We start from the raw sequence: 12,246 nt of genomic DNA, 5'->3' as shown, positions 1-12,246 counted from the left end.
TCAGGATAAATCATTTAAATAGCCAATGATTGTCTGTTTCCAGAAGTTAACTTTGTTTTCTCGTGTTGGTGATTTACCTAGAAGTTTACGCCATGCACCATTTGCAGCACCGCTAGGATGTGGAAAGGCAAAATGGTTGGTTTTTAAGTCTAAATTCTTAACAGTTTGATTAGCTACTTTTCCCCAACTTATGACGGCAATTGGTTTAAATATATTTAACTCGCCTTGCAAAACCTTGATAAAGCGATCGCAGTCTTTTTGATTAAGACGAATACTGCGATAACCGTTACTAGACTTGCTGACCCAAATTTTGAATACATCTGTCAGATAAACTCGATAACCTCCTTCTAGCAACACTTGTATTAAATCAAAGTAAACTCTAGTATTTCGTAATTTTTCACGGCAGTCTTTTAAATGCATTGCGTATGGTGTTCCTATGACAATTTCTTCTATTCTTTCATCACTTTCTCTTCGGGGATCTTGCCCAAGGATGACAACTGTTTTTTTATCTAAAACACCATCATTTAGTTCCAGAATACTAGGAATATCAACTCTAGTTCCAGAATACTAGGAATATCAATTCCGATAATCAAAGCTTCATCATAGAGTTTTTGAAAGCTCTGATCGCCTGAACAAAAAATGTTCCTGCTGAGAGTATGTTCGGGATAGCCCTCTATTTCGAATTCTTCGCGCAACAATTGGTAGAGGTAATATAATTCTTCTTCTTTGATATCAAAAAATTGAGCTATTTCCTGATGTAATGCCTGAAATTCACTGTTTTTGAAATTGGAAAATAAATATTGTGACATAAACACAAATAACATTAGGATCTAACTATTTATTAGACTGCCCAATTTTGCCACAATTAATTCAGAGCGCTCCTTAAAATCCAAGATTCAAGATGAGCTAACTACACAAAACTTTTTTCTTTTCAACACCAGTTTTATAAGTGTCTCACCTCATGCGATCGCAAAATCCTAATTTAAAAGCGATCACCTCAATATTAGAAGCGATCGCTCTTTTCCACAGAAATAGATTTCAAAAAGCTTACTTTAAAGTTCCCAAAATGGGCGTTACCTCAGGCTCTGAGATTTGCGGAACTAAAAATCTATTAGCATACATCCGAGGATTGGTTTGCGAAACTATAGCGTAAGACTGGCGAATATGAGTATTCACTGCTACAGTCTTCACGTCATACATCTGCATAGCCATCTTGGGATAGAAACCAATACCGATAATGACCACTAAAAAACAGGCAGCAATAAATACCTCACGCGGTCTAGCATCGTCGTACACAGTTTCCTCTGGAACAAGACAGTCTGTACCAAAACAAACCGTTCCCTCATCTTCTTGATTTTCTAAGCTGGCATTATTAATGTCGCATACGGGGACTGCAACCTCACCATAAAATACCTGTCGCAGCATGGAAAGTAGATAGATAGGTGTGAGGATAACTCCGACTGCGGCAAGAAAAACCGTTACGGTGCAGAAAATCGAACTGTAAACGTCACTGGTTGTCACACCAACGAATACCGACAGTTCGCCAGCAAAGCCACTCATCCCAGGGAGAGCCAGAGATGCCATCGCTCCAATTGTAAACAGAGCAAACACTTTGGGCATCGCTTGACCAATACCACCCATGTCTTTCATTACCATTGTGTGGGTGCGATCGTAGGTAACACCTGCTAAGAAGAACAGCACTGATGCAATCAAGCCATGCGAAATCATCTGCAACATCGCACCGTTGATTCCCAAATCAGTGAAGGACGCAATCCCCAGCAGTACAAACCCCATGTGAGAAATCGACGAATAAGCCAAACGCCGCTTCATATTGGTCTGAGCAAAGGAATTCAATGCGCCATAGATAATATTGACTACACCTAAAATGGCTAGAACTGGCGCAAAGTAAATATGTGCATCGGGAAGCAGTTCAAGATTCAAGCGAATTAGGCCGTATCCGCCCATCTTCAGCAACACACCAGCCAGAATCATCGACACAGGAGAGGATGCTTCGCCATGAGCATCCGGCAGCCAAGTATGCATGGGGAAAACAGCAAGTTTGACACCAAAGGCAATCAGCAAGCCTGCGTAAAGCAGTAGTTGTAAACCAAGGGGATATTCCTTTATGCCGAGGGCGGTGATATCAAATGTCATATTACCGCCACCATATAGCCCCATTGCTATGGCTGCCACCAAAATAAATATAGAAGCTGCTGCGGTATATAGTAAGAATTTTGTAGCTGCATAACGCCGCCTTTGTCCACCCCAAATGCAGACTAATAGGTATACGGGAATTAGCTCGACTTCCCACATAATAAAAAACAGCAGCAAGTCTTTAGCAACAAACACCCCTACCTGGGCAGAATACAGCACCAACATCAGAAAATAGAAGAGGCGGGGTCTATGATCAACTTGCCAGGCCGAAAAAATCGAGAGTGTAGTGACAAATCCTGCTAGAAGTACAAGCGGGACTGAAAGTCCATCGACCGATAATGCCCAGTTCAGACCTAACTGAGGTACCCAGGCATAATTTTCCGCGAGCTGAAAACTAGCATTGCTAACATCGTAATGCTTCCAAAAGGCGTAACACATCAAGGCAAAGTCTGCGATACCTACACCCAGTGCATACCAGCGCACAAGTTTACCATCTTTATCAGGCAGCACAGGTATAAGAAAGGAAGCTACAAGTGGCAGCAAAACAATCGCGGTAAGCCAGGGAAATCGATCCGCTATCATGTCAATAAGAAAAAATACTTATTTGTGGATGATGTCATTCTACTAAACTTTGTAACAATTTCTTCATAAGTCTTTTGCCTAGGTAAGCATAGATAGATTTATATTTGCTTTGACACTCAGGGATTTTTGGCAAAAAAAATCCCGCTAACAAGGTGGTAATGTTAGCGAGGAGTCTAGCTAGATTAATTGTGTTAGCTTTTGTAACTAGAAATTCTCGAAGTTAGCGATCGCATTCTTCATCTTGTCCACCACTTCATCTATAGATATTGTTCCCAACTCTCCAGAGGCGCGGGTACGGATGCTCAAGCTGTTGGTTTCTACTTCCTTTGCTCCTACCACTGCCATGACTGGTATTTTTTGTTTCTCGGCATTGCGAATCAATTTACCTAGGCGATCGCCACTGGTATCGACTTCAGCGCGGATACTCACAGCTAACATTTTCGCGGCTACATCTTTGGTAAAATCTAATTGGGCTTCACCTACTGGTAGCAATTTAATTTGCACTGGTGCTAACCAAACAGGGAAATCACCAGCGTACTCTTCAATTAAAATTCCAATCAGTCGTTCTAAAGAACCAAAGGGCGCACGATGAATCATCACTGGGCGTTTGCGTGAACCATCCTCAGCGACATATTCCAAATCAAAACGTTCTGGTAAGTTGTAATCGACTTGGACGGTTCCTAATTGCCACTCTCGTTCTAAGGCATCACTAAAGATAAAGTCGAGTTTGGGGCCGTAAAAAGCCGCTTCCCCGATTCCTTCAAAGTGTTCCATTCCTAACTGTTGCACAGCCCGGCGAATTGCACCTTCGGCTTTGTCCCAAATTTCGTCAGAACCGATGTATTTATCGCTAGCTGGGTCGCGGAAACTAAGTCGTGCTTTAAAGTTCTTCAGCTGCAACTTATTGAACACCGACAAAATTAAATCCACAACGCTGATGAATTCGCTGTCGAGTTGTTCTGGAGTAACAAACAGGTGAGAATCATCCACAGTAAAACCGCGTACCCGCGTCAAACCGCCCAATTCTCCTGACTGTTCGTAGCGGTAAACAGTACCAAATTCTGCTAGGCGCATTGGTAGTTCCCGGTAAGAACGCAATTCACTTTTATATATTTGGATGTGAAAAGGGCAATTCATTGGCTTGAGGACGAAGCCTTGTTCTATGGTGGCAGCTTCCTCATCCTCTGCCATCATGGGAAACATATCTTCTTTATACTGCTGCCAATGCCCAGAGGTTTTAAATAAATCCACTCTGCCAATGTGAGGTGTTACTACAGGTAAATAACCTCGTTTTAGCTGTTCCTGCTTAAGGAAGTCTTCTAAAAGACTCCGCAATAAAGTGCCTTTAGGTGTCCACAGGGGTAAACCTGGCCCCACTAGCTCGGAGAATATAAATAATCCCAGTTCCTTACCCAGTTTACGGTGGTCACGCCGCAGGGCTTCTTCTTTCCGCCGTTTGTACTCAGCAAGTTGTTCTGGGGTTTCCCAAGCAGTAGCATAGATGCGTTGCAGCTGCGCCTTTGTTTCATCCCCACGCCAATAAGCGCCAGCAACACTTTCTAATTCAATTGCCTTGGGGTTTAATTCACTGGTGTTGTCTAAATGAGGCCCGGCACACAAATCCCACCATTCATTTCCTAGGTGGTAAATCGTGATTGGTTCTTTTTTAATATCTGCTAGTATTTCTAATTTGTAAGGTTCATTAATACTCTGGATTCGACTTTGTGCTTCTTCTCGACTAACTTCTTCTTGAATAACTGGCAATTTGCGATTGATGATCTTGATCATCTCTTTCTGGATAGCTTTCAGATCCTTATCGCTAAATGGTTCTGGACTATCAAAGTCATAATAGAATCCATTCTCAATCCAGGGGCCGATTGTAACTTGCGCCTTGGGAAACAGCTTTTGTACTGCCATAGCCATCACATGAGAAGCTGTGTGGCGAATCTTTTTTAACTCCTCCGATTCGCTGGTACGCGGTAAATACATTTTTTCAGGTTGTTCCGGCTGATTGGGATCTTGATTAGGCGACATCGGTTGCTGAACCATTGGCGAAGTGATTGCACAAGTAATTTATCAGTTGGTGTTGCGAAAAATCTACCCAAATACGTGAGTGCGTTGTGTTGTAATGTGTAGACTTCTTCAACTATAACGACTTTAATTTTTGCCAATTGAGCTTTCTATTTTAACTGTTGAATTAATTTATGGTGACGAACAGACAGCAATTTCTGATTCAATACTTCAACCATAAATTTAAGCATTAGGACATATAAGTGCTTTTAAATACACAAATATTTTTATCACTAATCCTCAAAGTTTTGGATTTTGAATTATATACGTAAGCATTTGTGTATTAATTGGTGAAGTCAATTAAGCAAAATAACTGAAAAATTTTCATCAAGTATATAAAGGCACTTTAGTAACAAAGATTACAGATTTTTTAAAAAATATCTCTTCAGAGAGAGCAAATATTAATGTTAAGAATTGTAAATTACGTTAATATTAATAAGGAAGTTAGAAGTATGCTTCTCATTTATGCGAGACTCAAATTTACCAGGGCCCGATCTGCTGAAAACGATTTTAGAACCGTTGTTAGATGACTTTCAGTACTGGTTTGCGCGATCGCGTAACTTTCTGGAAACAGAACGGCTTTCATTTATGAGTGAACAAGGCCAATCTGACTTGCTATTGCGAGTTAAGCAAGCGCAAGAGGAGTTGAACACTGCAAAGATGTTGTTTGCTGCGACTGGTGGACAAGTCGGGATTGATATGGCAACTTTAATGCCCTGGCATCAATTGGTAACAGAATGCTGGAATGTGGCAATGCGCTTTCGTTCTCAGCAAACTGGTTGGCAAAAACCAGACGGTATATAAATCGCATTGATAGTCTAAAATCCTTAACATTATTTTTATTAACAAATAATGTATCCTATGCTACCGTTATCTAAATAAGGCTTGAAAATTTTTTCATATAAAAAAAAGTGCATTAAGTATCTAGCTTCGCTGCAATTCATGGAATCGGTGAAGCTAAACGCTACAGTATAAGGTTTTAAATTTGCTTGCTCCTGGAGGAAAATTTGATGTTACACCTACTTTACATTCTTGCTTTTACTATTCTTGCGGTCATAGCTGTTGCTAACTTAATTCGTAATTTAATCATGTTCAGTTTTGATCGAGAGAGACCTTATCCAGCCAGATCTTCGCAAATGGATAATCAGGGTGAGTTTGGTTATTTCTCATCAAAAAGACAGTTTGTACCCCATCCAGAATTGTTAGATAATGCAGGCAATTTGATTAAAGAACCACTATTGGTGATGCGCTCTATCAACGTTGATGATGCTCGTCAACATTTAGATGCTCTTTATGAAGCTTCTCCAGGACATAAAAGTGAAAACGCAGAAGAAGCATAAATTAGTGGCGATGATTCATTAAGGTGTGAAACGCGAAATGGTAGTTGAGTTATATCGCTGATTAATTGCAGGAAGCATAAAGTAGAAAGCAGGGAGCGATAAAATAAATTATCTACTCCCTATTCAATTTCTAAGCTTCAATAACTACTCTGAGGTTGCCACGTTTTTTCGCAACGCGACAAGCTGTAGTACTACCAGAACGCTCAAATTCTAAGTCGAGTATGGTAGGGCCGACTCGCAAATTGTGTAATGATAGGCGATTGATCGACTCTGGCAAAGCGGGGTCGATAATTCGTAAGCAATTATTTTGAGCATCAGGTACTAGATTAACGATCATTTGTAGTAATTGAAATATACTGCCAGTAGCCCAAGCTTGTGGAGTACAGGCAACTGGGTACTTAACAGGAGCCTTATTACCATTACGTTCGTAACCGCAAAAAAGTTCTGGGGGACACTGATAAGGTTGATGGATAGTCATATCAAACAAGCCTTGGAAAAGTTCTAGAGCTTGATCGACGAGTCCCAGCGATCGCAACCCCATAGCAACTAGAGAGTTATCATGAGGCCAAACCGAGCCGACGTGATAACCCATCGGATTGTAAGCTGGTGACAAACTACTAAGGGTGCGAATACCCCAACCATTAAACATATCTGGTGCGCGCAAACGCTCTGCTACATTGTAGGCTTTTTCGGGCGTGAAAATTCCCAAATGCAGACAGTGACCTGGGTTGGATGTAATACTATCTACTTGTTTGCCATCTCCATCCAAGGCTAGAGCGCAAAAATCTTGGTCTTCCATCCAGAAGTCTCTATTGAAGCGAACCTTGAGGTTTCTGGCTTCTTCTTGCCAGCGATCGGCCAAATCAAGGCGTTTCTTCATTCTTGCTGTTTCTGCCAGCCGCATTTTCGCCGCATAAACGTAAGCTTGGACTTCACACAGGGCAATTGATCCGTTAGCTAGCTCTCCTTTGTGGTCTACAATACAGTCGCCGGAGTCTTTCCATCCTTGGTTAGCCAGACCGCGTTTAGATCTGCGGTGGTAAGTTAGATAACCGTTTTGTTTTATGTTGCGATCAATCCACTCCATTGCTGCTAGGGCATTAGGCCAAAGTTGCTCTAGGGTTTCTTGATCATGAGTCCAAGCGTAGTATTCAGCATATAGCATCAACCATAAAGGAGTAGCATCAACTGTACCGTAGTATGGTGTATGGGGAATTTCCTGACAACGAGCCATTTCCCCCAACCGCAACTCATGTAAGATTTTGCCTGGCTCTTCTTCGCGCCAATCATCCTCGATTTTACCTTGGTGTGTCGCCAATAGCATGAGGGTTTCTTTGGCAATTTGCGGGTTCAACATTAAAGTTTGGGAAGCTGTAATCAATGAATCTCGCCCAAACAATGCAGAAAACCACGGTACTCCCGCAGAAACAGTCTTATACCTGCCAAAAGACTGGCGCAATAAATAGATATCTTGCTCAGCTCTCTCAATTACGTGGTTGAAGATGCTTTTATCTGAACTAATCCGTGTAATTTGTTGTATCCAGTGCTGTTCTTCCATTAACTCAGCAGCTTTGGCTTGTCCTAGGGTAAAAGCTGCACTGACGGTAGAACTGGATTTGTTGTTGGTGAACATGTTCACCCGATAGCCAAGCTTACGAGTTTCGTGAGAAGCCAACTCTAGTCGCCAAATCGCAGTATAACCTTTGAAGTAGTTTGGTTGACAATGTTGGAATTGTATACGAGATTCCATTACCAAACCATCCAGACCTTGATAAGCTAAGGTCAATGATTCAGGGAGTTGAGTTTGCACAGAGGAAGCGCCATCAATAGCAAAAGAGGCTTTTTCTTCTGGTATTGGTTCCGTTAGGCGCAAAAGTTTACCCCGTTTTTCTCTGTCATAACCCCGGACTTCAAACAAATCTACAAAATCCGCGTCAAAGCTGATACTGAGTTCAAAACTGACGGTATTTGTGCTGTAGTTAGCAATCTCTATTTCTTCAAATAGTGCCCCATTGAGGACAATTTCCCGGCGAATGCCTACAGTTTCGGCTCTAAGACGTTCTTCGATTCTGGGATTGGCACACAAAATTGACAGTGAAAACCCTTTTTCGGCAGTACTGCTTAGTAGCACCGGCGATCGCCCTTCAATCTGCAACTCCAAACGATTTAAAAATCGTGTATCACAGCAAAACAGTCCCATGCTGGGGTTGCCATCATTGAGGGAACAACCAGAAATGTTCCCCATTGTATCCGTCACCAAAAATAAATCGTCATCCTTAGCCGTCAGAGTTGGTTGTGGTCTTTCACTCACAACACAAGGCCACTCTGGGATAGGTAGCTGCTCTGCGGGAATAAAAGTTTTGCCGTCCAAAGAAATTTTATCCGGGTTCATTAGTGCATCCGGTGTCATTAGCCAAAGTTCCGTGTAGAGGTCTATATTTTCGTAGTCGTATCAGCATCAATAAAGGCAACAGAAGACGCTCTGGAAAACTCATTCGAGCTATTGGAGCCAAATTAATACTTACATACTGCTGGTGAAACAGCAGGTACAAAATCTCCGAAACAAATCTTTATAGATTTATATTTTCTCAATCTGAAGTCAAGGCGAAGAATAGGGGCTTTTCCCTGATTTTATGTGTTACTGAACCTTCAGAGGCATTAATTATAGAGGATACATAGCTTTTTACAAGGTTTGGGATGCTGTTTTCCTGGAAACTCGATAAATTGGTCTTAATAATTTTTATTTTTAAATCAAAAATATTTACTTAAAATGTGAGTTTAGTTAATCTTAATCAATTAATTGAGATTAATTTATGTAAATTTATCTGCCATAATTTTTTGATTTGGCAAGATGAGTGTCAATTAGCAAACTTTGTGATTAATAGTCAAAACGGCAAGTTCACAGGTATAGTTCTGGGATTATGCTGCCTTCTGGCTGAAAAAAATTATGTGTTGTAGGTGTAAGCGCTTACCTTTTTAATTTTCAAAATTGCCCAAGCCGCGATCGCATTAAGTAAAAATTTAGTCTACTGTAAAAAAATACTGCAAGATATTTAAGAGGTGAAAAAACCAAAATGCCAGATTATCCAGCATTTATGGATAATTTTGTAGTAGTAAAGACAAACTAAAAGAGATATCAAGTGCTGCCACTACCTTAATGTGGAAAGTGCTGTTCAGGATTCTTTACATATTGCAACTGTCTACTTCATTTGAGAGTCCGTTGTAATTTGTACAATGCATCTGTGACGTGGATCTTGTCCAGATTGGGCTTCTCTCCTTAAACGATATTCATGAGCATTTCGACTTCCGTGCTGAGTGATCTGCTACAGTCCATACCCTACCTGCGGCCCCAGCTATATTTCAAGGCTTCATTAACAGCTCTCTCCCACGCGATGGAAGATCAAGTTTTGGCTGCAACTTTAGAGCAGCCTTTAGTAATTGCTAGCTTCCAACGAGAGCGATACTATCGTCAAGAAGCCCATCGCTATCAGCGACTGGCTCAGCGAAGTAATCAAATATATGTTTTATCTGCTCCAGAAACGGATTTTACCAACAGTTCAGAATATTACGAAAAGATCGCTTTTGAATTTGAAGATGCTTTAAGTCAAGAATGGCATTTGGTAGTAATTGCCGAAAATTATGCTACTTGCTTAGTTTGCCGAGAAAGCCTTGGTTCGATAACCAAAAATAAGCAACTACCGGAGTTGACCCCTAGTCTAGATATGGACACATCTCGCAGATTTGAGGGGATTTGGACATCAGAGCGAGGAGTCAGCCTCAAAGCGGCAGAATTACTTCTAGACAGAATTGTGATTTACAGACCAAGCTTGGTAAACAAAGTTAAACAGGCACGTCTAAGGTTTGGTATCGGAGAAACCAGAAGCTACTCTCAAACAGATCAGATGGCTGAATTTGCTTGTGACATAGACACTGATCCCTTCGTACAGCGCTTAGTAACTTATCTACAAGCTAGCCAATATAAATTGCACAAAGCTTACCGTTCTATCACTGCTCAAGCACGTAAAGAACGTTTAGTCAACTCAATTAGTACTGCAATTCGGCGATCGCTCGACCCCCACGAAGTATTACAAATTGCCGCCCAAGAACTAGGACAACATTTAGGAGCTAGTCGCTGCTTAATTTACCGCGCTCAAGCCACAGATGTGCAAGCCATCATTGAACATGAATTTTTGAACCCTGGTGTTTTATCTATTTGTGGGCAAACCTGGGATTTAGATCAAAATCCTTTATTTCAGGAAGTAGTCAAGCAAAGTGAAGGTGTGTGTGTAGCAGATACACTGACTGACTCGCGGGTGACTAGTTCAAAGGCACTATCATTAATTGCCAAAAAATTCGCTATTCGCTCTTGGCTCATCGAACCAGTATTATTTCAAGGGCGATTATTAGGCATTGTAGAGTTACACTATTGCAGCTTGCCACCACATGAATGGCAACCAGGAGAATTAGATTTGGTAGAAGCGATCGCTACTCAAATGGGAGCAGCGCTAATTCAAGCGGAAGCTTACGCCAACCTCGAAGAACTCAATCAACAGCTAGAAGCCCTTGATCGCACCCGTAGCAACCTTATAGCCATCACTGGCCACGAACTCCGCACTCCCCTATCTACAATCCAAGTTTGCCTAGAAAGTCTTGCCAGCGAACCGGATATGCCCTTAGAGTTGCAGCAAGTAATGCTCAGCACTGCTCTTTCTGACTCTGAGCGAATGCGTAAACTGGTACAAGATTTTCTTACCCTTTCTAACCTCGAAAGCGGTCGAGTGGAATGGCATCCAGAATCCTTGACCTTACAAGAGTGCGTAGATTTAGCCCTCAGCCGACTTCGTACACGTTCCGCAGCAGACAAACCACCCAAAATCAAAACCCAAATTTCCCAAAACCTGCCTTTGGTTAGAGCAGACGGTGATTGGTTAGTGGAAGTGCTGGCAAAACTTATAGACAACGCCTGTAAATTCACGCCTCAAAAAGGAGAAATATCTATTAAGGCGACTCGCAACGGCAACCAGATGGTGGAAGTTACCGTAGCTGATACTGGACGCGGTATTGAACCCAACCGTCTAGAAATAGTTTTTGACCGTTTCTATCAAGAAGAAGGAGCGCTGCGGCGTACAACTGGCGGTACTGGTCTAGGATTAGCCATTTGTCGCCAAATTGTTAACGGCTGGGGTGGTGAAATTTGGGCAGAGTCAACAGGTAAAGACCAAGGCAGTCAGTTTCATTTCACCATACCCGTAGTTGAGAATAGCCAAGAAAAAAGCAGGGGGCAGGTGGTCACTGAGCCTAGTCAAAGTGAGGTGCAAAGCAAGAGACAGAAGTCAGGGGGCAGGAGGAAAATGCCTTGAGTTGGTGCTATGTCCTTCTTGCTGCTTCATCGATCAAAAAGTTAGTGCTTAGTTACAACTGACAACTGACAACTAACAACTGACAACTGAACAATTCACTAAAAACTGTTACAGTCTATGACGCGATCGCAATATGAGCGCGATGACGGTGTTAGGATGCCCTAAAAACGTTGAGAGAATGCTTTATGGCAGAAACACTTTCTGGACAAACTCCGCTATTTGGTGGCAGCACTGGTGGCTTGCTAACAAAAGCAAACGAGGAAGAAAAGTACGCTATCACTTGGACTAGCCCTAAGCAGCAAGTTTTTGAAATGCCTACAGGTGGTGCTGCCACTATGCGGCAAGGCGAAAACCTGTTGTATCTAGCTCGGAAAGAATATGGCATTGCTTTAGGTGGTCAACTCCGGAAATTCAAAATCACAGATTACAAAATTTACCGGATTTTACCCAACGGAGAAACCACTTTCATTCACCCAGCTGATGGTGTCTTCCCAGAAAAGGTGAACGAAGGTCGCGAGAAAGTGCGTTTTGTACCACGCCGAATCGGAGAAAACCCCAGTCCAGCAAAACTTAAGTTTTCTGGCAAATATACTTACGACGCATAGAGGCTAGGTAATGGGGATTGGGGACTAGGGTTTAGGTACTAGGGAAATATTTCCCAATATCTAATAAGCTAAAACGCATATTCATTGCACTATTACTGATTAAGGTCGTTGACTGTTAACAGTCAGCAATCTAAC

The 12,246-nt window shown here is 41.9% G+C and carries 9 protein-coding genes; 4 read left to right on the top strand and 5 right to left on the bottom strand.

The genetic code is table 11. From position 1 onward, the window contains the following. The 4 genes from I8751_RS08220 to thrS form a co-directional block, all read right to left on the bottom strand. Positions 1–453 carry a uracil-DNA glycosylase family protein gene (locus tag I8751_RS08220; RefSeq protein WP_404800423.1) on the bottom strand — a complete coding sequence of 151 codons (453 nt, stop codon included), beginning with the start codon at positions 451–453 and terminating at the stop codon, positions 1–3. A 71-nt stretch (positions 454–524) separates the two neighbouring features. Beyond that, the gene (locus I8751_RS29500; RefSeq protein WP_225894031.1) at positions 525–809 is read right to left on the bottom strand and encodes a hypothetical protein; all 285 of its coding nucleotides are present in this window, start codon (positions 807–809) and stop codon (positions 525–527) included. Between the two features lie 238 nt (positions 810–1,047). Further along, the gene (locus tag I8751_RS08215) at positions 1,048–2,736 is read right to left on the bottom strand and encodes an NAD(P)H-quinone oxidoreductase subunit 4 (RefSeq protein WP_214438684.1); all 1,689 of its coding nucleotides are present in this window, start codon (positions 2,734–2,736) and stop codon (positions 1,048–1,050) included. Between the two features lie 204 nt (positions 2,737–2,940). After that, complete coding sequence (thrS, locus tag I8751_RS08210) at positions 2,941–4,785, bottom strand: threonine--tRNA ligase (RefSeq protein ID WP_214438683.1); 1,845 nt, start codon at positions 4,783–4,785, stop codon at positions 2,941–2,943. A 486-nt stretch (positions 4,786–5,271) separates the two neighbouring features. Between thrS and I8751_RS08205 the strand changes: the two genes are divergently transcribed. Together I8751_RS08205 and I8751_RS08200 are read left to right on the top strand one after the other, a co-directional pair. Continuing rightward, the gene (locus I8751_RS08205) at positions 5,272–5,610 is read left to right on the top strand and encodes a DUF2605 domain-containing protein (protein WP_214438682.1); all 339 of its coding nucleotides are present in this window, start codon (positions 5,272–5,274) and stop codon (positions 5,608–5,610) included. A 206-nt stretch (positions 5,611–5,816) separates the two neighbouring features. Continuing rightward, positions 5,817–6,146, top strand: a complete 330-nt coding sequence (locus I8751_RS08200; RefSeq protein WP_214438681.1) for a DUF2973 domain-containing protein — start codon at positions 5,817–5,819, stop codon at positions 6,144–6,146. A 130-nt stretch (positions 6,147–6,276) separates the two neighbouring features. On the opposite strand, the gene I8751_RS08195 is transcribed toward I8751_RS08200, so the two are convergent. Then, a complete protein-coding gene (locus I8751_RS08195; protein WP_214438680.1) occupies positions 6,277–8,556 on the bottom strand; it encodes an amylo-alpha-1,6-glucosidase in 2,280 nt (759 codons plus the stop codon). A gap of 880 nt (positions 8,557–9,436) precedes the next feature. Here I8751_RS08195 and I8751_RS08190 point away from each other — a divergent pair. After that, positions 9,437–11,506 carry a DICT sensory domain-containing protein gene (locus I8751_RS08190; RefSeq protein WP_214438679.1) on the top strand — a complete coding sequence of 690 codons (2,070 nt, stop codon included), beginning with the start codon at positions 9,437–9,439 and terminating at the stop codon, positions 11,504–11,506. Between the two features lie 185 nt (positions 11,507–11,691). Beyond that, complete coding sequence (locus I8751_RS08185) at positions 11,692–12,111, top strand: photosystem I reaction center subunit II PsaD (protein ID WP_214438678.1); 420 nt, start codon at positions 11,692–11,694, stop codon at positions 12,109–12,111. The last annotated feature ends 135 nt before the right edge of the window (positions 12,112–12,246 follow it).

This window comes from Atlanticothrix silvestris CENA357 (genome assembly GCF_016056295.1).
Lineage (GTDB): Bacteria > Cyanobacteriota > Cyanobacteriia > Cyanobacteriales > Nostocaceae > Atlanticothrix > Atlanticothrix silvestris.
This window is presented reverse-complemented; position numbering and strand designations above follow the sequence as displayed.

Excerpts from the sequence above, each read along its gene's own strand:
- I8751_RS08215 (WP_214438684.1), bottom strand. The coding sequence starts at position 2,736 with ATGATAGCGGATCGATTTCCCTGGCTTACCGCGATTGTTTTGCTGCCA.
- I8751_RS08190 (WP_214438679.1), top strand. The coding sequence starts at position 9,437 with ATGAGCATTTCGACTTCCGTGCTGAGTGATCTGCTACAGTCCATACCC.
- I8751_RS29500 (WP_225894031.1), bottom strand. The coding sequence starts at position 809 with ATGTCACAATATTTATTTTCCAATTTCAAAAACAGTGAATTTCAGGCA.
- I8751_RS08195 (WP_214438680.1), bottom strand. The coding sequence starts at position 8,556 with ATGACACCGGATGCACTAATGAACCCGGATAAAATTTCTTTGGACGGC.
- I8751_RS08205 (WP_214438682.1), top strand. The coding sequence starts at position 5,272 with ATGCGAGACTCAAATTTACCAGGGCCCGATCTGCTGAAAACGATTTTA.
- thrS (WP_214438683.1), bottom strand. The coding sequence starts at position 4,785 with ATGGTTCAGCAACCGATGTCGCCTAATCAAGATCCCAATCAGCCGGAA.
- I8751_RS08200 (WP_214438681.1), top strand. The coding sequence starts at position 5,817 with ATGTTACACCTACTTTACATTCTTGCTTTTACTATTCTTGCGGTCATA.
- I8751_RS08185 (WP_214438678.1), top strand. The coding sequence starts at position 11,692 with ATGGCAGAAACACTTTCTGGACAAACTCCGCTATTTGGTGGCAGCACT.